We start from the raw sequence: 23,661 nt of genomic DNA on the forward strand, positions 1-23,661 counted from the left end.
GTCCCAGCCCCGCGCCACGCTGTGCCAACCGAGCTGACGCAGGAACGAGGCCTGGGTGCTCAGCCCCAACGACGCCAGGCGGCCGGTCGGCGCGGTGCGCCGCAGCACCGCGAGGTCGCGGTAGGCGGCGCCATAGCGACCCTGTCCCCCGGCCGCCACGGCGCGCAGCCACAGCTGGTCCGGGGTCGTCGCCGACGGCAGCGGCCAGTCGGCGGGGCGGTCCCCGAAGGCGGCGTCGGCCAGCCGCCGCCCAATCAAGGAAGTGTGACGAGTTTCAATCACAATGATGTAGTAAACAGTTTGTGGTCTTCATGTTACCGAACCGTTAATCACTATAGCCCATGGATAAATTCGCCTTATCCCCCTCCCGCGCGCTGAGCTGGGCAATCTCGTTTCGGCCAACCGCCTGGTAGCACGGCATAGGTTTCGCATTTTCAATCGAGATGAACGCAAAGTTAATTCCGCTCTAACGCGCACATACTTTGTCGGGCTAAGTGGCTATTGACGGAAATTCACCGTCGCCCCTAACGTCTACGCATGACGGGTAGTCATCGGGGACTCCACTCCACTTAATTTAAGTTGCACCCAACCGCTTTCACGAACCTGACCTCGAGCGGGCGGTGCAGAGAGGGAACGAACCAATGCCACAGCCGGAGCAGCTACCTGGACCCAACGCCGACATCTGGAATTGGCAACTGCAGGGCTTATGCCGCGGCGTTGACTCGTCGATGTTCTTCCACCCCGATGGTGAGCGTGGCCGGGCCCGCATGCAACGCGAGCAGCGCGCGAAAGAAATGTGCCGGCAGTGCCCGGTGATCCAGGAGTGCCGCTCGCACGCCCTCGAAGTCGGTGAGCCCTACGGGGTTTGGGGCGGGCTGTCCGAGTCCGAGCGCGACCTGCTGCTCAAGGGCGACATCGGCCGCGGGCGCACCATCCGCCGTTCGGCCTAGTCCCCCATTCGCCCGCGGTTGAACGATCCCCGGGGCCAACCCGTGTCCTAGTCATGGACCGGGCCGGTTTGGTCGCGTCCTAGTCGACGCGGCGTCGAGCCCGTTGCGTCACGCCGGCTCTCGCCTACACCGGAGGACGCCATGGCGAAACGGTGGCAGCATTTCGACGATCGGATCCGCACGGCCGGGGTCAGCGTTCGGACGACTTTGGGCCGGCAAACGTGGCTGGATCGGCCCGGCTACCGGCTCGAGCACGCGCTCACCTTCGCGTTCGCCGCCATGGGCCGCAACCGCGATCGAATCAGCAACGCGCTGCACGGCACCTGGCTCGGCCATCCGCTGCACCCCGCACTCACCTCGGTGCCGACCGGCGCGGTGGCGACGACGCTCGTCATGGACGCGGCCGGCCTGCTGCCCGGCAGCCCCGCCGGACTGCGGGACGGGTCCCGCTTCGCGTTGGGTGTCGCGCTCGCGGGCAGCGTCGGCGCCGCCGCGACCGGCGTGACGGACTGGCAGCACACCCACGAGCAGTCGCGCCGGATCGGCCTCGTGCATGGCGCGCTGAACGCGCTCGCCACCGGACTGTATGCGGCGTCGTACCGGGACCGGCGCCGCGGCCGGCACCGTCGCGCGATGGCGAGCAGCGCGCTGGGCTACGGCCTCACCCTGGGCAGCGGCTATCTCGGCGGAGCCTTGGTATTCGGCGCGGGCCTCGGCGTGGACCGGTCCGGCGACCGGTTGGGCGGCGACCGCTGGCTGCCGGTGCTGCCGGCGGCCGCGCTGGACGGCCAACCGCAGCGCGTCGCGGTCAACGGCGTCGGCGTGGTGCTGTATCGGGACGACGGCCAGGTGATCGCGGTCGGCGAGCACTGCCCGCACCTCGGCGCGCCGATGAGCGACGGGTGGATCGACCGCGGCCGAATCGTATGCCCCTGGCACGGTTCCCGATTCGCGTGCGGGTCGGGCGATGTGCTGCGCGGACCGGCTACGGCGGCGCTGCCGCATTACCCGGCGCGGATTCGCGACGGGCTCGTCGAGGTGCGCGGGGTGGCGAAATGAACGCCTACGAGGTGCTTTTCGAGCACCACCGGGTCCTGCGCGGTCTGTGCGCGAAGATCACCGAGATGCCGGCGGATAGCGACGAGCGGCAGGACGCGCTCGATGAACTGCTGATCGAGCTGGACATCCACATGCGCATCGAGGACGACCTGTTCTACCCGGCCGTATCGGAGGCCAGCACATTGGTTGCCATCGCCCATGCCGAGCACCGACAGGTGTGGGACCAACTGGCGGTGCTGCTGCGCACGTCGCCCACGGCGCCCGAATACGCCGACGAGTGGCGGTCGTTCGTCACGGTCCTGGACGCCCACGCCAGCGAAGAAGAGCGCGACTTATGTCCGGCCCCAATAGATTTGAGTGAGGACATGCTCGACGCGCTGGGCAACCGGATGGTCGAACGCATCACCCGGCTGCATCGATCCCCCATCAACAGGTTCCGCGTTCGCAGCCGCAAGGCCCTGCTGAGCTCGCTGGGCCGGTAGGCTTGGTCACCGGGGACGCCGAACGGAGGGGAACGCAGATGGCCGACACCGTGTCAGATCGCGCTATTAACAACGTCTTTGAGGCGGTGAACACGACGGCGACGCATCTCGGGCGGATCGTGGGGCTGGTCGCCGGCGCGGCGGGTCGGGCCGCGCACGAGGTGGTCGACCTGGTGTGGGACTACCGCGACCTGGCCAACGAGGTGCGCAAGCCCGCCGAGTAGGCCGTTTCGTCGCGGGCCAATGTGGGTAGGCACCGCAAATGAACAAGGCCGCATGCTTTGCGGTCGCGGCGCTGACCGCGACCGTGGCGCCGCTAGCCGCATGCTCAAACCAGCAAGGCAGCCAGCCCAGCACCTCGACCAGCTCGACCCCGGGAGCGGAGCGGCTGACCACCCAGCTGAAGACCGCCGACGGCAGTCCGGTCGCCAACGCCACCTTCGAATTCGCCAACGGCTATGCGACGGTGACCGTGGAAGCCGGTCCCAACCAGGTACTCAGCCCCGGTTTCCACGGCCTGCAAATCCATGCGGTGGGCAAATGTGAGGCCAATTCGGCTGCGCCGAACGGCGGCTCGAGCGGGGACTTCGACTCCGCCGGAAGCGTTTACCAGGCGGCCAACCACACGAGCTACCCCGCCAGCGGCGACCTGACCGCCTTGCAGGTGCGCTCGGACGGCTCGGCGAAACTGGTCACCACCAGCAACGCGTTCACCTCCGCCGACCTGAGAAACAGCGCGGGTACCGCGCTGATCATCCACCAGACCGCGGATAATCTGGGCACCACCGCCCCCACCGCCGACTCGGGCAAGCGGCTGGCCTGCGGGGTGATCGCGGCGTCGGCGGCGACCACGACCTCGTCGACCACCAGCGTCACGACCAGCACCACCACCACCGTCGTGCCGCCGGCGTCCACCAGCACGAGCACCAGCACCGTCACGGTCACCAGCAGCACCCCGACCCTCACGACATCCATGCCGACCACCACGGTGACGACGCCGCCCACCTATCCGCCCGGGCGCTGACGCCCAAGCCACCGCGAAAGGAACACCCCCGATCCGCAAGGGACCGGGGGTGTTTCGCATCGCCTACCCGAGGGCGGGTAGCGCGGCGGCCGCGGTCACCCAAAAACGAGCATTTCGGGGCGCGCCCGGTCTGCCGCCCCTAGTGTGCTGACATGCAGACGCTGCTGTTCGCGCTCGGGCTGGTCCTGTTCCTGCTCGGGCTGCTCACCGGGCTGGCCGTGCCCGCACTGAAGAATCCGCGCATGGCGCTGTCGAGCCACCTCGAGGCGTTGCTCAACGGCATCTTCCTGGTGGTGCTCGGCCTGCTGTGGCCGCACCTTCACCTGTCCCCCGCGTGGGGGATCGCGGCGGTCGCACTGGTCGCCTACGCCGGCTACGCGAACTGGTTGGCGACGCTGCTCGCGGCGGCGTGGGGTGCCGGCCGCCGATTCGCGCCGATTGCGACCGGCGACCACGAGTCCTCGGTCGGCAAAGAGGGGTTCGTCAGCTTTTTGCTGATATCCCTGTCCCTGGCGATCTTGGCCGGCGTCGTGATCGTGATCGCCGGCCTCTGAGGGCCTACACCGCGTGGGCGTCGGGGGTGCGGACGTGCTCGGGACGGAAACCGCGCCCGACGAAGATCGGCGGAATCGCTTGCAGCGGACCCATTCCCACGATCTTGGGGACGCGGATCGGGGATAGGTCACCGCTCAGGTTGGGCGCGATCGCGTTGTCTTGCATCAGCACCTGGAACGCCTGGACGATCCGGGTTGGTAGCTCGCGGCGCCGCTGCACTTTCGCGAGGTCTTGGTCGGTCAGTCGTCCTTCGCGGAGCGGTGCGCACAGGGCGTTGGCGGCGGCGACCGCGTCGGCCACGGCGAGGTTGATGCCGACCCCGCCGGCCGGCGACATGGCGTGCGCCGCATCGCCGATGCACAGCAGGCCGGTGCGCCACCACGTCGCGAGGCGGTCCACCCGGACGTCGAGTTGGCTGGTGTCTTCCCACGAAGTCAGGTCGTTGACGTGTTCGCGCAGCCGCGGTTGCGCGGTCACGATCCGCTCCTTGAACTCCTCTAGGGATCCCTCCCGCGGGTTCGATCCCTTCGGCATCAGATAGGCGATCTGCCAGTAATCGCCGCGATAAATCATCGCCATCATCAGGCCCTTGCGCAGCACCGCGAATAGTTCCTCGGGGTCGCCCGGGCGCCATTTCAGGCGGAACCACAGCACGTCCATCGGGGAGTGCGCCGCGGCGGTCTGCAGCCCCGCCGCGGCGCGCACCGCGGACTTGCGTCCATCTGCGGCTATCACCAGCTGGGCGCGCACCTCCAGGTTCGGCGTGCGCACCCCGGCCACCCGGTCGCCCTCGACGATCACGTCGGTGACCTCGGCATTGCGAACCAACGTGAATTCGGGGTAGGCAGAAGCCTTTTCGGCGAGGAAGTCGAGAAAGTCCCACTGCGGCATCATGGCGATATAGGGCTGCCGGAACCCGAGCCGCTTGAGCACCTTGAAGTTGCCGAAGGTGCGAATCGAGCCGTCAGTGTCGAAGGCGACGCGGTCGATCTTGGTGTGCGGTAGCCGCAGGAACTCGTCGATGAACCCCAGCTCATCCATGATCCGCAGGGTGCTCGGATGCACGGTGTCGCCGCGGAAGTCGCGCAGGAAGTCGTTGTGCTTTTCCAACACGACAACCCGGATTCCGGCGCGGGCGAGCAGCAGGGCATGGACCATGCCGGCGGGACCGCCGCCGGCGACACACACCTGGGTCTGCATCACTTGCGTCATGGGCGGGACTCCTCGTGGAGTGGGCTACGGTTGCACCCTACGACATCGACACCGTCCGTGACGTCCGCGCCGACCCATTCGTGTGCGCCGTCGCGGCGGAGATTCAGGCGAAGCGATCCGCGGGCGTCGGCCCGATGCCAAACACCTGTACCTCGGCCGACTTTCCCTTCAGGGCGTGAAACCCCCTGTCCCTCAGCCCGATTGGTCGGGAACGCAGCGCGTTGACGGTCTGGTGGGTCAGCAGGATCGCGTCCCCGATGGTCTTGGTGAGCTGCTCGACGCGGGCCGCGACGTTCACCGCGTCGCCGATGAGCGTGAATTCGAGTTTGCCTCCACCACCGATGGTTCCGGCGATCACCTTGCCGGTGTTGATCCCGATGCCGATGCGAAGCTCACCGCCGAATCGCTCGGCCACGCGGCGGTGGATCAGCACGGCTGTGTTCACCGCGGCATCGGCATGATCGGCGAGCTCGTTGGGAGCACCGAACACGGCCAGCGCCCCGTCCCCCAGGAACTTGTTCACGTGTCCCCCGGCGTCGACCACGGCCGGCACCACGATGTGGAAAAGGGCGTTGAGTCGGGCGACCGTGTCCTCGGCGGAGTTCGCCTCGGCGAATGGGGTGAAATCGCGGATGTCGACGAACATCACCGACACCTCGCGACGCTCCCCGCTGAACACGTCGTCGCCCTGCTGCAGTAACCGCGCGGCCAGGATGGGGTCGACGTAGGTGCCGAACGCGCTCTGAAGTCGTTGCCGCTCGGCCAAACCCGCCTGCATTCGGTTGAACGACGCTGCCAGCGCGCCGAGGTCGTCGTCCTGGACCACGGGCAGACGCCGGCTGTAATCGCCCGCCGCAACGCGTTTCGTCCCCTCGGCCAGATCGCGAATCGGCCTCAAGGACGGCGCGAGTGCAGCACCAACGGTCATCGGCATCCCGAATGCGAGCACCAACGCGCACCCGATACCGGCAAAGAGCACCGGTTGCTCACGCGCCCAGCGGAATGCGGCCACCAACATGGTGCCGTCAACGGCGAACAGAAACGAACTCGCCAGCAGGGCCGCGCTCGACCAAAAGGCGAAAGTCGGCCGGGAGCGCGGCAGGTCGTCACCGACCGGCGTGCCACCGACGATCGCCATTCTGGCCGGCCGCGCCGCCGCTTCCGCCGTGCCGTGCACTCCACTCATCATCACGGCCGTCCCCATCAAGGTGCCCACGACGCCGTACTGGACGCGTTGCGACCACGTCGCCCCGGCAACAGCGGCAGCAACGATGGACCACAGCCCGGTCCACACAGCGTTGAAAGCCACCGCCCGAACGACCGTCCCGCGCGCCCAGGCGTAGGTGGCGTCCAGTGCGCTCACCCGGTCGACATCGTGACCGCCCGCCCACCGCTGCACCAGGCGCCCGAGACCCGCGCCGGGAAGCACTGTCACGTACCACGCCACGGGTGCGGCGATAAGGGCGAGGACAGCCGTCTCGACGTAGCGACCGGATCCCTGCACGGCGACGATCAAGTACAACCAGAACAGGTAGGTCCACAGCATCATGGGGAGTCCGACGGCGTAGACCGCCCACGAGTAGCGCGTCTTGTACCGATCCCACGCCCACTGCCAGATGCGGTCCATGCCGCGACCGTAGACGCTCAACCGCGGATCGCGGGCGGGGTCAGCAAACAAACAAGCGCCCCCGGCCATGCGGCCGGGGGCGCTTGTCGTCGCTCACTCAGTGATGGTGGTGATGACCGTGGCCGTGGTCGTCGGCCTCCTCGGCCGGCTTGTCGACCACCGCGGTCTCGGTGGTCAGCACCATCCGGGCCACCGAGGCCGCGTTGAGCACCGCCGAACGGGTGACCTTGACCGGGTCGATGACGCCGTCGGCGATCAGGTCGCCGTAGGTCAGCTTGTCCGCGTTGAGCCCGTGCCCGTTGGGCAGCTCGGTCACCTTGTGCACCGCGACCGCGCCGTCGAGCCCGGCGTTGGTGGCGATCCAATACAGTGGCGCCGCCAGCGCCTCGGAGAACACGTTGACGCCCAGCGCCTGGTCGCCGCTCAGCGAGCCGCGCAGCGTGTCCAGCGCCGCCCGGGTCTGCAGCAGCGCCGAGCCGCCGCCGGCGACGATGCCCTCCTCGACCGCGGCCTTGGCCGCCGCGACGGCATCCTCGACGCTCTCCTTGCGTTCCTTCAGCGCGGTCTCGGTCGCGGCTCCCACCTGGATCACGGCCACGCCGCCGGCCAACTTGGCCAGCCGTTCCTGCAGCTTCTCGCGGTCCCAGTCGGAGTCGCTCGCCTCGATCTCGGCGCGCAGCTGCTTGATGCGGTTGGCCACGGCGTCCTTGGTGCCGCCGCCGTCGACGATGACGGTGTCGTCCTTGCTGACCACCACGCGGCGAGCCGAGCCGAGCACGTCCGTGCCGACCTCGCGCAGCAACAGGCCCGCGTCGGGGTTGATCACCTGGCCGCCGGTCACGATCGCCAGATCCTCCAGGAACGCCTTGCGGCGGTCACCGAAGAACGGCGCCTTGACCGCGACGGCCCGCAGCGTCTTGCGGATGGAGTTGACGACCAGGGTGGCCAGTGCCTCGCCCTCGATGTCCTCGGCGATGATCAGCAGCGGCTTGCCGGATTCGGCGACCTTCTCCAGCATCGGCAGCAGGTCGGGCAGCGAGCTGATCTTGTCCTGGTGCAACAGGATCACCGGGTCGTCCAGCACGGCCTGCTGGGCGTCGAAGTCGGTGACGAAATACGCCGACAGGAAGCCCTTGTCGAAACCGACGCCCTCGGTGAACTCGAGCTCGGTGCTCAGCGTCGAGGATTCTTCGACACTGACCACGCCGTCGGTGCCGACCTTGGTCATCGCCTCGCCGACCAGCTCACCCAGCAGTTGGTCGCGGGAGGACACGGTCGCCACCTGCGCGATCGCGTCCTTGCCGGAGACCGGGGTGGCCGCGGCCAGCAGGGCCTCGGACACCGCGTCGGCGGCCTTGCTGATTCCCGCGCCCAATTCGATGGGGTTGGCGCCGGCCGCGACCAACCGCAGGCCGCCCTTGACCAGCGCCTGCGCCAGCACGGTCGCCGTCGTGGTGCCGTCGCCGGCGACGTCGTTGGTCTTGGTGGCCACCGACTTCACCAGCTGGGCGCCCAGGTTCTCGAACGGGTCTTCCAGGTCGATCTCACGCGCGACGGTCACGCCGTCGTTGGTGACCGCGGGGCCACCGAATGCCTTGGCCAGCACCACATGCCGGCCGCGCGGACCGAGCGTCACCCGCACCGCGTCGGCGAGCGTGTTCACGCCCGCCTCGATGGCGCGACGCGCGGTCTCGTCGTACTCAATGATCTTGCTCATCAGGCTCCTTGTTTGAATGGCGGCGACCCGCTTCGCCCGGCTTCGCCGCGCTTGTGATCGCCACTAGCCCCAAAACGCATGCCGCCCCGGAAATCACCCGCGCAGGACGCGGGGATCGCCGGGGCGGAACACGGTTCTTACTTGGAGACGACAGCCAGCACGTCGCGTGCCGACAGGATCAGGTACTCCTCGCCGTTGTACTTGATCTCGGTGCCGCCGTACTTGCTGTAGATGACGGTGTCGCCTTCCGAGACGTCCAGCGGGATGCGCTTCTCCCCGTCTTCGTCCCACCGGCCGGGGCCGACTGCGACGACGGTGCCTTCCTGCGGCTTCTCCTTGGCGGTGTCGGGAATGACCAGACCGGACGCGGTCGTGGTCTCGGCCTCGTTGGCCTGCACGAGAATCTTGTCCTCGAGTGGCTTGATGTTCACCTTCGCCACGATTGGAGCCCTCCACTGTTTGGGTCGGGTCCGGGACGCGCCCGGACCGGAGTTGACGGCCGACACGGGTTGACCCCGCACCTTCCGAGTTATCAGGTGTTCGGCATTCGTCCGCGCCCGAGCGCCGTCGTCGCGGGTGCCGACACAGGGCTTGGCCGATTGCCACCTAGCACTCTATACATGCGAGTGCTAGCACTCAAGGGCCCCCCGTTGCTTCTCCAGTGTCGTCGCGTCCGCGCTCAGCGAACATCAGCTCACCTGCGCTTTTACCACCGGCAGTCCCGGGTCGCTGGGCGCGTCCAACGGCGAGGGCGCCGCACCCGCGGCCACCAGGTGCGCGGCGAACGAGGCGATCATCGCGCCGTTGTCGGTGCACAGCCGCGGCCTGGGGATGCGCAGCGTCAGGCCCGCCTCGGCGCAGCGCTGCTCCGCCAGCTCGCGCAGCCGCGAATTGGCGGCCACGCCGCCCCCGATCAGCAGGGTCTTCACGCCGAGCTCGGTGGCCGCGCGCACCGCCTTCTTGGTCAGCACGTCGGCGACGGCTTCCTGGAATCCGGCCGCGATATCGGCGTTCACCGCGTCGGGGTGGCTTTCCAGATAACGCGCGACGGCCGTCTTGAGGCCGGAGAAGCTGAACGCGTACGGGTCGTCGCGCGGCCCGGTCATGCCGCGCGGAAACGCGATGGCGTCGCGATCACCGCTGCGGGCCAGGTCGTCGAGCACCCGGCCGCCCGGATAGCCCAGCCCCAGCAGCCTGGCCACCTTGTCGTAGGCCTCGCCCGCGGCGTCGTCGACGGTGCTGCCCAGCTCGACGATCGGCTCGCCGAGCGAGCGCACGTGCAGCAGGTGGGTGTGGCCGCCGGAGACCAGCAGCGCCACGCACTCGGGCAACGGCCCGTGCTCGTAGACGTCGGCGGCCAGATGCCCACCCAGGTGGTTCACCGCGTAGAAGGGCACCCCCCAGGCGGCCGAATACGCTTTGGCCGCAGCGATTCCCACCAGCAGGGCGCCGGCCAGCCCGGGACCGATGGTGGCCGCGACGACGTCGGGCTTGTCCAGCCCGGCGGTCGACAGCGCGCGGCGCATAGCGGGGCCCAACGCCTCCAGATGTGCGCGCGAGGCGATCTCGGGGACCACGCCGCCGAATCGCACGTGTTCGTCGACGCTGGACGCCACCTCGTCGGCCAGCAGCGTCACGGTGCCGTCGGCGCCCAGTCGTGCGATGCCGACTCCCGTTTCGTCGCACGAGGTTTCGATCGCGAGGATGGTGCTCATGTGGGCTCCCGCCGCATGGTGTAGGCGTCCGCGCCGCTCACCCGGTAATAGCGGCGGCGCAGGCCGATTCGCTCGAACCCAACGCTGGCATACAGCCCGATGGCGGCCTCGTTGTCGGTGCGGACTTCCAGGTACACCGCGCCGCCGTCGGCGAAGGTCAGCAGCTCGTCGAGCAGCCGGCGGCCGATGCCCCGACCCTGATACGCCGGATCCACGCCGATGGTGTGCACCTCGTATTCGTAGGGCGGGGTGCGGCCCAACCGGGAAATGCCGGCGTAGCCGACCAGCGTCTCGCCCACCCGCGCGCCCACGTAATGGTTGTGGGCACTGGCCAATTCGCGGTGGAACGCCGCCGCGGGCCAGGGGTCGTCGCCGTCGAACAGCTGCGCCTCCAGCTCCGCGCACCGCTGGGCGTCCGCCCGGGTCAGGCCGCCGACGGTCAAGGGCTCGCTGTGGGCCGTCATCGCCGCGCCGCCAACGGTGTGGCGTCCGGCCGACGCAGGTACAGGGCCACCAGCGGCTCGGGGTCGGCGGACCAATCAGTCACGGCGCCAACCAATCCGGTCGGCGTCGGGCAGCTCGGCTCGCAGACCGGCAGGCCGAACAGGCGGGCGTGGTCGGGTGAGCCGGCAACGACCGCCGCGGCGCCCGGATCGACGTCCGCCGGGGCGTTGACCGCCGGGCCGTGGGTGCGCACGCCGTCGCGGTAGCGGGCCCAATAGACCTCGCGCCGGCGGGCGTCGGTGACCACCAAGGTTTCCCCGATGGTGCGCACACCGATGGCGTCCAGGCTGCACACCCCGTGCACCGGGATGCCCAGCGCGTGCCCGTAGGCGGCGGCGGTGGCCATCCCGGCCCGCAGGCCGGTGAACGGCCCCGGGCCGCAGCCCACCACGACGGCATCCAGGTCGGCCATCGTCAGCTTCGAATCGGCCAGGGCGGCAATCACATTGGGGGTGAGGCGTTCGGCGTGGGCCCGGGCGTCGACGGTGACCCGCTCGGCGAGCACGCTCAGGTCGTCACGCCGCACGATGCCGGCCGTCACCGCCGGGGTGGAGGTGTCGAGGGCGAGGACGATGGTCACGGATCGCCCCCATCGTCGGCGTTGCCAGCGTTGTCGGCCCACCGCCAGGTGGCGATTCGCACGTCGGATCCGGTGACGCGCTCGAGCCGGATGTCCAGATGCCGCTCGGCGAGCCGCTCGACCAGGCCCTCGCCCCATTCCACCACGACGACAGCGTCCTCGAGATCGCTGTCCAAGTCCAGTGAATCGAGTTCACCGAGCAGATCGGCGCCCTGGTTGCCGGTGTGGTCGAGCAGCCGGTACATGTCGACGTGAATCATGGTGGGGGCGCCCGGGCGCCGCGCCGGATGCACGCGCGCCAACACGTAGGACGGTGAGGTGACCGGTCCGTCGACATCCATGGCCGCGGCAATTCCCTTGGCCAGCACGGTCTTCCCCGCCCCGAGCGGGCCGGTGAGCACCACCACGTCACCCGCCCGCAGCTGTCTGCCCAGCCGCGACCCCAGCGCCATGGTGTCCTCGACCCGGTCGCAGGTCGCGGTGCCGCCGCCACCTTCAGCCACGGCGCCGCAACCTTTCTCGCATCCGCCGCATGCGCAGCGCGGCCTTGCTCGGGGTGGCCCGCCTGACCAGTCGGACCAGTCCCCCGTTGATGGCGTCGGGCTTGTCCAGCAGCGCCAGGTGGCTGGCGCCGACGACGATGACGAGCTCGGACTGCGGCAGGCTGGCGGCCATCCTCCGGGAATATTCGTCGGGGGTGAGCAGGTCGTGGTCACCGCACGCGATCAGCGTCGGGACCCGCAGCAGCGTCCACAGCCCGGCGGTTTCGTCATGCTTTTCCAGCGCGTCCAAAAAGCCGACCATGGTGGGGATCGGGGTGCTGTTCATCATCCGCTGCGAGAAGGCGTCCAGGCTGCGGCTGACCTGCAGGTCGCTGTAGGAGGCGGCCCGCAGCACCGGGCCGATCAGCGATCGCGACACGTTGCGGCCCCGGTGCATCAGCTTGGGCGCGGACCGGGCGGCCACCCGAACCGCTTCCAGCGCGGGGTTTTTCAGGATCTCACCCAGCGGGGAGCGGGAAACACCTTCGGCCGCAGACGAAATCAGCGCGGCACCCACGATTCGGCGTCCGTACTGCTCGGGGAACTGACGGGCGTGGGACAACACCGTCATGCCGCCCATCGAGTGTCCCACCAGCACGATCATGCCGCGCGGCGCCACCACGTTCAGCACGGTCTGCAGGTCCCTGCCGAGTTGGGTCAGCGTGTAGGTCTCCGGATCGGCCTCGCCGGATCTGCCGTGGCCGCGCTGGTCATAGAAGACCATCCGCACGTCGGGGCCCAACTGATCGGGCAGTCGGGTGCGCTGAAAATGGAAGGCTCCCATCTGCAGGCAGAAGCCGTGGACGAACACCAGGGTCAGCGGCGCATCGGCCGGACCGGTATCGCGCACGGCCAGCGGAACCCCGTCGGGTGTGGTCACCACCACGCCGGCATCGTCCTCGAGCCGGTTGAAATCCTCGTTCGCATAAGGGTCTTCGGCCGCGGCGCGCTGGGTCATCGACCGGCGGGCGGACGCGCCGATGATGGTGGCGACGGCCGTCACCCCCGCGCCTCCCGCGAGCCAGGCCCTGCCCCTGCGGCGCCTGCGGGATTCCTCAGGACTCAACGGTTCGCGCCTCGCGGTAGGTCCTGGTGATTCGCCCGCGGGGGCTGGTCACGACTTCGTAGTGGATGGTGCCGACCAGGTCGGCCCAGTCCTGCGCGGTGGGTTCACCGTTTGCGCCGGACCCGAACAGGATCGCCTCGTCCCCTTCGGCCACGTCAATGGGTCCAGGACCGAGATCGACGACGAACTGGTCCATGCAGATGCGCCCGACGCCCGGCCTGCGGCTGCCGTTGATCAGCACCTCGAGCCGCCCGCCCAGCGACCGGAAGACGCCGTCGGCGTAGCCGACGGGCAGCAGCGCGAGGGTGGTGTCGCGCCGCGCGGTCCAGGTGTGGCCGTAGGACACGCTCTCCCCGGCGCGGATCGACTTCACCAGCGCCACAGCGCATTTCACCGTCATCGCCGGTATCAAACCCATGTCGCCGCGCTCGGGCACCGGGCTCAGCCCGTAGATCGCGATGCCGGGGCGCACCATGTCGAAGGCCAGGTCGGGACGGGACATGGTGGCCGACGAATTCGACAGGTGCGCCACGTCGAACCGCACGCCCTTCTCGCGCGCCTGCGCCAGCATGTCGCTGAAGCGTTGGGCCTGAAGGTTGTTCACGGGATTGGCGGGCTCATCGGCGTACACCATGTGCGACATCACGCCGCGCAGCACGATGGCCTCCTCGGCGACGGCCCGGCCCAGCGCGGTCAGCATCCCGGGGTATTGCCCGGGCGGCACCCCGTTGCGGTTCAGCCCGGTGTCCACCTTGACGGTGACGGTCGCGGTCCGTCCGGTGCGGCGCGCCGCGTCCACCACCTCGTCGAGCTGGCGCTGCGACGACACGGCGATCTGCACGTCGGCCAGCAGCGCGGGCCCGAAGTCGATGCCGGGCGGATGCAACCAGGCCAGCACCGGCGCGGTGATCCCGTCGGCGCGCAGCGCCAGGGCCTCGGCGGCGGTGGCGACGCCCAATTCGGTGGCCCCCGCGGCCAGCGCGGCGCGCGCCGACGGGGTAGCCCCGTGGCCGTAGCCGTCGGCCTTGACCACGGCCATCACCTGGGCGCCGCCGGCCTGTTCGCGCAGCAATCGCACGTTGTGCTCAATCGCGCCCAGGTCCACCAGGGCCTCGGCGAGGAGCCCCGGTGTCAGGGATATCGGCGTTGCGGACACGACCGCCATTCTCCCAGACCGTGCGAATGGGCCGTCGAACGTCGACCTGTCCTGCGGAATTCCGCCCTGGTTGGCCCAAGAAGTCGACGTTCGGCGGCAGGCTTTCAGTGCGCGAAGTGCTCGGCGCTGTAGTGCCCGGCCGGCTTGAGCTTGTCCAGCGACGCCAGCGCGGTGCGGGCGTCGTCGTGCAGGGCCCGGGCCAGGTCGGCGGACAGGCCCTCGCGGACCACGATGCGCAGCACCGAGATGTCGGTGGCGTTGTCGGGCATCGTGTAGGCGGGCACCTGCCAGCCATATCCGCGCAGCTCGTGGGAGACGTCGAACTCGGTGTAGCCCAGACCGCGCTGCAGCCGGAAGCTGACCACCGGGATCGCCGAGCCGTCCGAGATCAGCTCGCAGTGGTCTCCAACCCGCAGCTGCTCACCGAGCCAGCGCGCGGTCGACGACAGCGTCTGCATCACCTGCGTGTAGCCCTCGCGCCCGAGCCGCAGGAAGTTGTAGTACTGCCCGACGACCTGGTTGCCGGGGCGGGAGAAGTTCAGCGTGAAGGTCGGCATGTCGCCGCCCAGGTAATTGACGTGGAACACCAGGTCTTCGGGCAGGTACTCCTTGCTGCGCCACACCACGAACCCGACGCCGGGGTAGGTCAGGCCGTACTTGTGACCGCTGACGTTGATCGACACCACCCGCGGCAGCCGGAAGTCCCACTTCAGCTCGGGGTGCAGGAACGGCACGACGAACCCGCCGCTGGCCGCGTCGACGTGCACCGGGACGTCCACCCCGCCGCCGGCGGCCAGCTTGTCAAGGGCCGCGCAGATCTCGGCGATGGGCTCCAGCTCGCCGGTGTAGGTGGTGCCCAAAATCGCCACCACGCCGATGGTGTCCTCGTCGACGGCGTCGACGACCTGCTCGGGCGTGATGACGTAGCGCCCCTCCTCCATCGGCAGGTAGCGCGGTTCGACGTCGAAGTAGCGGCAGAACTTCTCCCAGACCACCTGGACGTTGGAGCCCATCACCAGGTTCGGGGTGCGGCCCTTCCAGTCTTTGCCGACCTTCTCGCGCCAGCGCCACTTCATGGCCAGCCCGCCGAGCATGACGGCCTCGCTGGATCCGATGGTGGACACGCCACACGCGCTGGACGGGTCGTCGTCGCGCAGCCCGTCGGCGTGGAACAGGTCGGCCACCATGCAGACGCAGCGCTGCTCGATCGCGGCGGTGGCCGGGTATTCGTCCTTGTCGATCATGTTCTTGTCGAACGTCTCGGCCATCAACCGCCCGGCCTGGGGATCCATCCACGTCGTGACGAAGGTGGCCAGGTTCAGCCGAGAGCTGCCGTCGAGCATCAGCTCGTCATGGATGAAGCGGTAGGCGGCGTCGGGATCCATCGACTCGTCGGGCATCCGCAGCGCCGGCACCGGCGCGGTGAACAGGCGACCGGTGTAGGCGGGCGCGATCGAGTGGGCGGGCATGGACGGGTGTTGGGGCACAACGAATCCTCTCTATAGGGCGGCCAGGGCGGCTCTGATGTGCGGCACCATCCGCGATGCCGAGGTGGGCGCGTCGCCGGGGCCCGGGTCGGCGGCCGACAGGGCCGCCGCGCGCGCGTGCACGAAGGCCGCGGCGGCGGCCGCCTCGACCGCCGGCAGCCCGGCGGCCAGCAGCGCGCCGATCATCCCGGACAACACGTCACCGGAGCCGGCGGTGGACGCCCAGGACTGCCCGGCCGGATTGAGATACACCGGGCCGCCCGGATCGGCGATGACGGTGACGTTGCCCTTGAGCAGCACGGTGGCGCCGAAAGCGTCGGCCAGCTTGCGGCACGCGCCCACCCGGTCATCACCGGGCGGGTTACCCGCCAGCCGCGCGAATTCACCCGCATGCGGCGTCAGCACCGTCGGCGCCGCGCGGTTGGCCACCAACTCGGGGTGCGCGGCCAGGATGGTCAGCCCGTCGGCGTCCACGATCACCGGCAGGTCGGTTTCCAGCGCGAACCACAGCGCCGCCGCCCCGACGTCGTCGGTGCCCAGTCCCGGGCCGACGATCCAGGACTGCACCCGCCCGGCCGAGGCGGGGGTGGGCGAGGCGATCACCTCCGGCCAGTGCGCGAGCACCTCGCGGTGCGCGCTGCCCGCGTAGCGGACCATGCCCGAGGTGGCGGCGACGGCGGCGCCGGTGCACAGCACGGCGGCGCCCGGATACGTCGACGAGCCGGCCATCACGCCGGTGACGCCCTGGGAGTACTTGTCGTCGTGGGGCCCGGGCACCGGCCAGCGGGCGGCCACGTCGGCGGCCTCGAACCCCACCAGGTCGGTGTCGGGCAGGTCGAGCCCGATGTCGATCAGCTTCACCCGACCGCAATCGCCCAGCGCGTGCACGGGTTTGAGGCCGCCGAAGGTGACGGTCAGCGCGGCGCGCACGGCGGGACCGGTGATCGCGCCGGTGGCCGCGTCGATGCCGCTGGGGATGTCGACGGCGATCACCGGGATCCCGGCATCGTCGACGGCGGCGAACACCTCGGCGGCGGCGGGCCGCAACGCCCCCGAGCCGGAGATGCCCACCACCCCGTCGATGACGAGATCGGTTGTCGGTGAGACGGTTTCGACGATGCGACCGCCGGCTTGCCGGAACGCCGCCAGGCCCTTGCGGTGGGTGCGCTCCGGGTTGAGCAGGATAGCGTCGGCGGCCGCGCCGCGCCGGCGCAGGAAGGTGGCCGCCCACAACGCGTCTCCGCCGTTGTCTCCGGAGCCGACGACCGCGCACACACGCCGCCCGGTTACCCCGCCGGTGCGCGCCGCTAACTCACCGATGATCTCGGTCGCCAGCCCATAGGCCGCGCGCCGCATCAAGGCGCCGTCGGGCAGGCTGGCCAGCAGTGGCGCTTCGGCCTGGCGGATCGCGTCTACCGAGTAGTAATGCCGCATCAGAGCCAGATTACGTGGCAGCGTCGCGGGCGCTTGGCGCGCACGGTTTTTCGTTCCTGGCCGGTGCCGACATCAGCTCGGGGTGGCCGGCGGCACGCGGCGGCGCACGATGGCCCGCAGGCGCGCCGGACTCAACTGCCGGCTGCCCTTGGAGCGCGTGCGCGTCATCGGGTAGAAGCACAGGCCGATGAGGATCGAGGTGAAGTGCCCGATCGCGGTGAAGTTCAGCTCGTTGCCCATGGTGATCAGCGGGAAACCGAAGATGACGAACAGCACCCCGAGATAGCCCCAGCGCCACGGCCGGGCGATGTGATAGGTCAGCACGGCCATCACGCCCACCAGGAAATAGCTCACCCCGATGTCGCGGGCGTGCACCAGCCGTTGCGACACGTCGTGTTCCTCGATCGCGAAGTACAGGATGCCTTCGCTGATGTAGGTGGCCAGGATGTGCGAACTCAATCCCACAGTGAGCCAGCGCAGCTGGCCCAGCCAGTGTTCGGCCGGCGCGAGGAACAGGGTGAACAGCAGCAGGTAGGGCTCGAAGTTCTTGCCGTCGATCCACAGCAGGCTGGAGAACAGGACGTCGAGCGGATCCCTGCCCAATTCGTGAATGTTGGTGGAGCGGTGCAGGAGTACCGAATGCAGTTCCCGGCCGGTGAGATGGGTCTGGATGATCGTCGTGATCATCAGCACCAGCAGCCAGCCATAGGTCAGCGGCGCGCTCGTGACGTAATGCCACACCGCCAGCGTCATGCTGCGCGCGCGGGAGCGAACCGATGGATGCGCCACCCCTCAACCTTCGCACGCGCGGCGCGGCGCCGGAGGGCTTCGGCGGCAAACACGCCGCCGGCGTCCGGCTACTTCGCGGGCGCGGGGGCCGGTTCCGCCGGTGTTGGCGCCGGTTGCGCCGGCGCGGGCGCGGGCGGCGGTTTCAAATGCCGCCACCAGCAGCCGATGTAGAGCATCATCGAGACCGCCAGCGCCACCAGCACCCAGATGACGACGGTGATGTCGACCCAGCTGCCGAACGGCGGCGAGCCGGGTAGCGCGTTGCGCAACGGCACCACCGCGAACAGCATTGCCGCGTACCAGGTTGTCATCGGCGGCTGAAACGGCCGCCGGTCGCGCGCGGTCTGGATCGCGACGACGAGGGCCAGGCTGGCGATCGTGATGAGCACGCCGAGGATGACGATGGCGAACGCCGCAGTGCTGAGCGAGCGCCGCACGTTCAGACGGTAGGGACCGTCGGCCTGGGCCCTGGTGGCCGAGAGCCGCCACCCCGACAGGTGGTCGACGAAGGTGACCGGCACATGGTCGGGCGCCCGGTCGGTGTCGGGGCCGTAGAAGATCTCGACTTCGATCGGCCCCGAGCGGTATTCGTCGAACGGCCACCGCTCGATCTGGCCGGCGATGGTCAGCGGGACCGCCATCAGCCCGGGCAGCATGCCCTTGGTCCAGGTGTGCCGGGACGGCATGGCCGACGAACGCACCCGCAGGCTCAGATCGTCCTTGAGGTGGTGGGTTTTCGGGTCCAACGACGCCGATCCGGGATTGAACGCCAGGTTGACGGCGAGCACGCTGTTGTTGGACTGGATGTCTTCCACGTTGATGGTCGCCGACGGCCTGTCGCCATCGACCGATGGGGCCGTGACGTCCAGATGCCGTCCGCTGCCGCTTTGCGCGTACATCGCGACCGCCACCACGTATGCCGCGAGGATGAGGACGACAAGACCCACGACGCCGTACTTCGTGCCGGCCGATCGCATACTGCCTCCCGTGGGGACGTAGCCCAACCCACCTGCCGCAAATGCCGCCCCAGGGCAATGTAATGGATCGGCCGCGTGTGCGCCGGTGATACGGCGAAGCGGCGCGAGCTGCGCTCGCCTACTCGACGGTGACGGACTTCGCCAGGTTTCGCGGCTTGTCGACGTCGTAGCCGCGGGCCTGCGCCACCGACGCGGCGAACACCTGCAGCGGGATCGTGGACAGCAGCGGCTGCAAAAGCGTTGATACCGCAGGGATTTCGATCAGGTGATCGGCGTAGGGGCGCACGGTGTCGTCGCCTTCTTCGGCGATCACGATGGTGATCGCGCCGCGCGCCTGGATCTCGCGGATGTTGGAGAGCAGCTTGGCGTGCAGGGTCGCGGAGTTCTTGGGGGACGGCATGATGACGATGACCGGCAGGTCGTCTTCGATCAGCGCGATCGGGCCGTGCTTGAGCTCGCCGGCGGCAAATCCCTCGGCGTGCATGTAGGCCAATTCCTTGAGTTTGAGCGCACCTTCGAGGGCCACCGGGTACCCGACGTGGCGGCCCAGGAACAGCACCGTCGGCGACGAGGCGAATTGGTAGGCCAGGGCGGCCACCGGCTTGATCGTCGCGATCACCCGGGCGACGAGGTCCGGCATCGCTTCCAGCTCGTGGTATTCGCGCTGCACCTCGTCGGGGTACTTGGTGCCCCGGGCCTGCGCCAGAGCCAGCCCCACCAGATAGTTGGCGGTGATCTGCGCCAGGAACGTCTTGGTGGAGGCCACCCCGATCTCCGGTCCGGCGCGGGTGTAGAGCACGGCGTCGCACTCGCGCGGGATCTGCGAGCCGTTGGTGTTGCAGATCGCCAGCACCTTGGCCTTCTGCTCCTTGGCGTGCCGGACCGCTTCGAGCGTGTCCGCGGTCTCGCCGGACTGCGAGATGGCGACCACCAGGGTGCTGCGGTCCAAAACCGGGTCGCGATACCGGAATTCGCTGGCCAGCTCGACCTCGACCGGAAGCCGCGTCCAGTGCTCGATCGCGTACTTGGCCAGCAGCCCGGAGTGATACGCGGTGCCGCAGGCGACCACGAACACCTTGTCGATCTCGCGCAGTTCCTGGTCGGACAGGCGCTGTTCGTCCAGGACGATCCGGCCGTCGACGAAGTGCCCCAGCAGGGTGTCGGCCACCGCCGCGGGCTGCTCGGCGATCTCCTTGAGCATGAAGTACTCGTAGCCGCCCTTCTCGGCGGCGGCCAGGTCCCAATCGATGTGGAACTCCCGGTAGGCGCCGGGCCCCAAGTCCTCGTTGCCGTCGAAGTCGGTGATCCGGTAACCGTCGGCGGTGATCACCACGGCCTGGTCCTGGCCGAGTTCGATGGCGTCGCGGGTGTGCGGGATGAACGCCGCGACGTCGGAGCCGACGAACATCTCGCCGTCGCCGATGCCGATCACCAGCGGGGTGGAGCGCCGCGCGGCGACGATGGTGCCGGGGTCGTCGGCGTTGGCGAACACCAACGTGAAGTGGCCGTCCAGCCGGCGCAGCACCGCGAGCACCGACGCGGCGAAATCGCCCGCGGTGTCGCCGTGCCGATAGGCCTGCGCCACCAGATGCACCGCGACCTCGGTGTCGGTGTCGCTGGCGAACTCCACGCCCTGGGCCTCCAGCTCGTGGCGCAGGTTGGCGTAGTTCTCGATGATGCCGTTGTGGACCACGGCGATCTTGCCGGCGGCGTCGCGGTGCGGGTGGGCGTTGCGGTCGGTGGGCCGCCCGTGGGTGGCCCACCGGGTGTGGCCCAGGCCGGTGGTCCCGGTCAAAGACGACGGCGGCATCTGGGCGACCGCCTCTTCCAGGTTGGCCAGCCGGCCGGCGCGGCGGCTGACCGTCAGCGTGCCGTCACCGTTGGCCAGGGCGACGCCCGACGAGTCGTAGCCGCGGTACTCCATCCGGCGCAGCGCGGCCATGACGACCTCGCAGGCGGGCTGCTGCCCGACGTAGCCGACGATTCCGCACATTCTGAACAGGGTAGTGCAGGTGCCGCACCAACCCCGCACTCCGCGGCCGGGATCAGGCCGCCCACCTGCGCAAAAGGCCCGCTGTGACCTTCCTCCATCGCCGCTTCTGGGTTCGCCGCCGCTGGGCGGTGGCCCCGACCCCGTCCATCATTCACTCAAACGTCATAAACCACGGAAATGTTTTTCACCTCATGTATTTGCGACGTTTTCGTGTCGCGGCAACCCCCACGGGGACATGCCGCCTTACATTCGAAATGTCAGCAAAGACTGGAGAGGACCGGATCCAGCGAAAGGACGAGCTACGTGAAGCCCGCCCGATCACGATCACACTGCGTATCGACTACGACCCCGTGGTCAACGATGCGCGGTCCGGTCTTTATTGGGCGCAGGCCAGATATTCTGGCTACCTGGGACCACGCTTTTAGCCGAGACGCGAATTCTGCTCGTCAGTGGTTGTTAACCGGGAATTGTGCAACGGGTCGTATTGAGGTGCGTAACTTTCTCCGACCGCCCGCCGGGCGCCATGGGAGGCCATCATGACCGCAGTTCGCTACGACGATGTGGTGCCCGCCCCGGTGGCGCCGGCACCCAGGCAACCAGCCGAGCCGCGCCGGCAGCCGTCGGCGGGTTCCCCGGACCCCCTGATGGACATGACCACCCGGTTGCTGTCCATCCCGCTGCGCCAGCTCTACGCCGCGCTGTGGCGGGTCGGTCTCATCGAGGTCAGGGGCTAGAAAGCGCCCGGTGGGGCCCCGCGGGGCCGGGCCGGCGTTGCTTGTCCCCCGGCGCCCGATTCCGATGCGCTAACGTCGACGCGTGGCCCGCATCCGCAAGCTCGTCGCAGCTCTCAGCCGCCGTGGTCCGCATCGAGTCTTGCGTGGTGACCTGGCCTTTGCCGGCCTGCCCGGGGTGGTGTACACCCCCGAGGAGGGGCTGAATCTGCCCGGCGTGGCGTTCGGCCATGACTGGCTCGCCGGTGCGGCCCGGTACGCGAACCTGCTCGAGCACCTGGCGTCGTGGGGCATCGTGGCCGGCGCACCCGACACCCAGCGCGGCGTGGCTCCCTCGGTGCTCAACTTCGCCTTCGACCTGGGCACCGCCCTGGACATCGTGTCGGGCGTGCGCCTGGGCCCGGGCAAGATCAGCGTGCACCCGGCCAAGCTGGGTGTGGCCGGTCACGGCTTCGGCGGCTCGGCGGCGGTGTTCGCCGCGGCCGGGATGCCGGCCAAGCCGGCCGCGGTGGCCGCGATCTTCCCGAGCGTCACCAGCCCGCCGGCCCAGCAGCCGGCCGCGACGCTGAAGGTTCCCGGGGTGATCTTCGCCGCGCCGGGCGATGCGAAAACGCTGAACTCGCACGCGTTGCCGCTGGCCGACGCGTGGGACGCGGCGACGCTGCGCATCGTCAGCAAGGCCGAACCCGGTGGCCTGGTCGAGGGGCGGCGACTGACCAAGGTGGTGGGCCTGCCCGGCCCCCACCGGCGCACCCAGCGCTCGGTCCGGGCGCTGCTGACCGGCTACCTGCTCTACACCCTGGGCGGCGACAAGACGTACCGCGACTTCGCCGATCCCGACGTGCACATGCCGGGCACGGACGCCATCGACCCCGCGGCCGAACCGATTCCCCTGGAAGACAAGATCGTCGCCCTGCTGAAGTGAGCATCCCTCGCCTGGCCTGAGCGGCCCGGCCGGCGCGGCAGCGTGGTAAGTGTCATTGATGAGAATCGGGATCGCTCTGAACTATTCGGGCGGCTTTCACGAGGCCGTGGACCGCGTGGTCGAACTCGAGAAGTCCGGCATCGAGGTCGCGGTGGTGGCCGAGGCGTATGCCTTCGACGCCATCAGCCAGCTCGGTTATCTGGCCGCTAAGACCGACACCGTCGAGTTGGCGTCGGGGGTGCTGCCCATCTACATCCGCACGCCATCGCTGTTGGCGATGACCGCCGCGGGGCTGGATTACGTGTCCGACGGGCGATTTCGCCTCGGCATCGGCACCTCCGGGCCGCAGGTGATCGAGGGCTTTCACGGCGTCCCGTTCGACGCCCCGATCGGGCGCACCCGCGAGATCGTGGAGATCTGTCGCAAGGTGTGGCGCCGCGAACGCGTGCGGTACGACGGCAAGCACTATCAGTTGCCGTTGCCCGCCGACCGCGGAACCGGGCTGGGCAAAGCGCTGCAGCTCATCAATCACCCTGTGCGCGAACGCATTCCGGTCAGTATTGCCGCGCTGGGTCCCAAGAACGTGGAACTCACCGCCGAGATCGCCGAGGGCTGGCAGCCCGTCTTCTACCTGCCGGACAAGGCCGGCTCGATCTGGGGCGAGGCGCTGGCGGCCGGCACCGCCAAGCGGGATCCCGCGCTGGGGCCGCTCGATGTGATGGTGCACGCGTCGCTGGCCATCGGGGAGAACCTCGACGAGCGCCTCGCGTGGGTCAAGCCGCAACTGGGGCTCTACATCGGCGGGATGGGCGCCAAAGGCCGCAATTTCTACCACAATCTGGCGACGCGCTACGGGTTCGGCGAGGTCGCCGACCGCATTCAGGAGCTGTACCTGTCGGGCCGCAAGCAGGAGGCCATCGACGCGGTCCCCGACGAGCTGGTGCGCGGCATGTCGCTGATCGGCCCGCCCGGATACGTCGCCGAGCGCATGGCCGCCTTCGCCGAGTCCGGCGTGACCACGCTGCTGGTGAACCCGCTGTCCACCGACCGCGCCGAATCCATGCGTTTCGTCGAGGAGGCCCTCAAGCTGCGGCCCTGAGCGGTCACTGCCCCGCCTGCGGAAGCTGGTCGGCGGC

Annotated in this window: 24 protein-coding genes and 1 pseudogene; 9 read left to right on the forward strand and 16 right to left on the reverse strand. The window is 69.1% G+C overall.

The features are described 5' to 3' along the window. Positions 1-282: pseudogene (locus DQP57_RS22275) on the reverse strand (hypothetical protein); the annotation flags it as partial. A 359-nt stretch (positions 283-641) separates the two neighbouring features. On the opposite strand from DQP57_RS22275, the gene DQP57_RS22280 reads away from it, so the two are divergent. The 6 genes from DQP57_RS22280 (at position 642) to DQP57_RS22305 (ending at position 4,069) form a co-directional block, all read left to right on the forward strand. Further along, positions 642-950, forward strand: coding sequence for a WhiB family transcriptional regulator (locus DQP57_RS22280; protein ID WP_064883744.1), 309 nt, complete (start codon positions 642-644; stop codon positions 948-950). Between the two features lie 141 nt (positions 951-1,091). After that, positions 1,092-2,009 carry a Rieske 2Fe-2S domain-containing protein gene (locus tag DQP57_RS22285; RefSeq protein ID WP_112634815.1) on the forward strand — a complete coding sequence of 306 codons (918 nt, stop codon included), beginning with the start codon at positions 1,092-1,094 and terminating at the stop codon, positions 2,007-2,009. Beyond that, on the forward strand, positions 2,006-2,491 hold the full coding sequence (locus DQP57_RS22290; protein ID WP_112634816.1) for a hemerythrin domain-containing protein: 486 nt from the start codon (positions 2,006-2,008) through the stop codon (positions 2,489-2,491). The genes DQP57_RS22285 and DQP57_RS22290 overlap by 4 nt, the downstream gene beginning before the upstream one ends. A gap of 38 nt (positions 2,492-2,529) precedes the next feature. Next, complete coding sequence (locus DQP57_RS22295; protein ID WP_112634817.1) at positions 2,530-2,715, forward strand: hypothetical protein; 186 nt, start codon at positions 2,530-2,532, stop codon at positions 2,713-2,715. A gap of 38 nt (positions 2,716-2,753) precedes the next feature. Beyond that, a complete protein-coding gene (locus DQP57_RS22300; protein WP_112634818.1) occupies positions 2,754-3,515 on the forward strand; it encodes a superoxide dismutase family protein in 762 nt (253 codons plus the stop codon). 152 nt (positions 3,516-3,667) lie between these two features. Then, positions 3,668-4,069, forward strand: coding sequence for a hydrogenase (locus DQP57_RS22305; protein WP_112634819.1), 402 nt, complete (start codon positions 3,668-3,670; stop codon positions 4,067-4,069). A 4-nt stretch (positions 4,070-4,073) separates the two neighbouring features. On the opposite strand, the gene DQP57_RS22310 is transcribed toward DQP57_RS22305, so the two are convergent. The 15 genes from DQP57_RS22310 to glmS all read right to left on the reverse strand — a co-directional run bounded on the left by DQP57_RS22310 (position 4,074) and on the right by glmS (position 20,869). Continuing rightward, positions 4,074-5,282 carry an FAD-dependent oxidoreductase gene (locus tag DQP57_RS22310; RefSeq protein WP_112634820.1) on the reverse strand — a complete coding sequence of 403 codons (1,209 nt, stop codon included), beginning with the start codon at positions 5,280-5,282 and terminating at the stop codon, positions 4,074-4,076. A 103-nt stretch (positions 5,283-5,385) separates the two neighbouring features. Further along, complete coding sequence (locus DQP57_RS22315) at positions 5,386-6,909, reverse strand: adenylate/guanylate cyclase domain-containing protein (RefSeq protein WP_112634835.1); 1,524 nt, start codon at positions 6,907-6,909, stop codon at positions 5,386-5,388. Positions 6,910-7,006: 97 nt separating this feature from the next. Beyond that, the gene (gene groL / locus DQP57_RS22320; protein WP_112634821.1) at positions 7,007-8,626 is read right to left on the reverse strand and encodes a chaperonin GroEL; all 1,620 of its coding nucleotides are present in this window, start codon (positions 8,624-8,626) and stop codon (positions 7,007-7,009) included. Between the two features lie 137 nt (positions 8,627-8,763). Then, entirely contained in the window at positions 8,764-9,066 is a 303-nt protein-coding gene (groES, locus tag DQP57_RS22325; RefSeq protein WP_007167930.1) for a co-chaperone GroES, read from the reverse strand. Positions 9,067-9,315: 249 nt separating this feature from the next. Next, positions 9,316-10,341 (reverse strand): tRNA (adenosine(37)-N6)-threonylcarbamoyltransferase complex transferase subunit TsaD, encoded by a 1,026-nt coding sequence (gene tsaD, locus DQP57_RS22330; protein ID WP_112634822.1) that lies wholly within the window; start codon positions 10,339-10,341, stop codon positions 9,316-9,318. Next, on the reverse strand, positions 10,338-10,805 hold the full coding sequence (gene rimI, locus DQP57_RS22335) for a ribosomal protein S18-alanine N-acetyltransferase (RefSeq protein ID WP_112634823.1): 468 nt from the start codon (positions 10,803-10,805) through the stop codon (positions 10,338-10,340). The genes tsaD and rimI overlap by 4 nt, the downstream gene beginning before the upstream one ends. After that, positions 10,802-11,425 (reverse strand): tRNA (adenosine(37)-N6)-threonylcarbamoyltransferase complex dimerization subunit type 1 TsaB, encoded by a 624-nt coding sequence (tsaB, locus tag DQP57_RS22340; RefSeq protein WP_112634824.1) that lies wholly within the window; start codon positions 11,423-11,425, stop codon positions 10,802-10,804. The genes rimI and tsaB overlap by 4 nt, the downstream gene beginning before the upstream one ends. Next, positions 11,422-11,928, reverse strand: a complete 507-nt coding sequence (tsaE, locus tag DQP57_RS22345; protein ID WP_112634825.1) for a tRNA (adenosine(37)-N6)-threonylcarbamoyltransferase complex ATPase subunit type 1 TsaE — start codon at positions 11,926-11,928, stop codon at positions 11,422-11,424. The genes tsaB and tsaE overlap by 4 nt, the downstream gene beginning before the upstream one ends. Continuing rightward, positions 11,921-12,970, reverse strand: coding sequence for an alpha/beta fold hydrolase (locus tag DQP57_RS22350; RefSeq protein ID WP_205869203.1), 1,050 nt, complete (start codon positions 12,968-12,970; stop codon positions 11,921-11,923). Before DQP57_RS22350 ends, tsaE begins: the two co-directional genes overlap by 8 nt. A gap of 52 nt (positions 12,971-13,022) precedes the next feature. Further along, a complete protein-coding gene (alr, locus tag DQP57_RS22355; protein WP_205869204.1) occupies positions 13,023-14,189 on the reverse strand; it encodes an alanine racemase in 1,167 nt (388 codons plus the stop codon). A gap of 104 nt (positions 14,190-14,293) precedes the next feature. Further along, a complete protein-coding gene (locus DQP57_RS22360; RefSeq protein ID WP_112634828.1) occupies positions 14,294-15,658 on the reverse strand; it encodes a glutamate decarboxylase in 1,365 nt (454 codons plus the stop codon). Positions 15,659-15,688: 30 nt separating this feature from the next. Then, positions 15,689-17,110 carry an NAD(P)H-hydrate dehydratase gene (locus DQP57_RS22365; RefSeq protein ID WP_112634829.1) on the reverse strand — a complete coding sequence of 474 codons (1,422 nt, stop codon included), beginning with the start codon at positions 17,108-17,110 and terminating at the stop codon, positions 15,689-15,691. Positions 17,111-17,182: 72 nt separating this feature from the next. Beyond that, complete coding sequence (locus DQP57_RS22370; protein ID WP_112634830.1) at positions 17,183-17,899, reverse strand: rhomboid-like protein; 717 nt, start codon at positions 17,897-17,899, stop codon at positions 17,183-17,185. A gap of 68 nt (positions 17,900-17,967) precedes the next feature. Further along, a complete protein-coding gene (locus DQP57_RS22375; RefSeq protein WP_112634831.1) occupies positions 17,968-18,876 on the reverse strand; it encodes a DUF4436 domain-containing protein in 909 nt (302 codons plus the stop codon). Positions 18,877-18,994: 118 nt separating this feature from the next. Next, positions 18,995-20,869, reverse strand: coding sequence for a glutamine--fructose-6-phosphate transaminase (isomerizing) (glmS, locus tag DQP57_RS22380; protein WP_112634832.1), 1,875 nt, complete (start codon positions 20,867-20,869; stop codon positions 18,995-18,997). Positions 20,870-21,405: 536 nt separating this feature from the next. Between glmS and DQP57_RS22385 the strand changes: the two genes are divergently transcribed. From DQP57_RS22385 to DQP57_RS22395, 3 genes are all read left to right on the forward strand, one after another. Next, positions 21,406-21,603, forward strand: a complete 198-nt coding sequence (locus tag DQP57_RS22385; RefSeq protein ID WP_112634833.1) for an Rv1535 family protein — start codon at positions 21,406-21,408, stop codon at positions 21,601-21,603. An 82-nt stretch (positions 21,604-21,685) separates the two neighbouring features. Beyond that, the gene (locus tag DQP57_RS22390; RefSeq protein ID WP_112634834.1) at positions 21,686-22,525 is read left to right on the forward strand and encodes a dienelactone hydrolase family protein; all 840 of its coding nucleotides are present in this window, start codon (positions 21,686-21,688) and stop codon (positions 22,523-22,525) included. Between the two features lie 58 nt (positions 22,526-22,583). Next, on the forward strand, positions 22,584-23,624 hold the full coding sequence (locus DQP57_RS22395) for an LLM class F420-dependent oxidoreductase (protein ID WP_165821876.1): 1,041 nt from the start codon (positions 22,584-22,586) through the stop codon (positions 23,622-23,624). The last annotated feature ends 37 nt before the right edge of the window (positions 23,625-23,661 follow it).

The organism is Mycobacterium colombiense (genome assembly GCF_003284935.1).
In the GTDB taxonomy this organism is placed as follows: Bacteria; Actinomycetota; Actinomycetes; order Mycobacteriales; family Mycobacteriaceae; genus Mycobacterium; species Mycobacterium arosiense_A.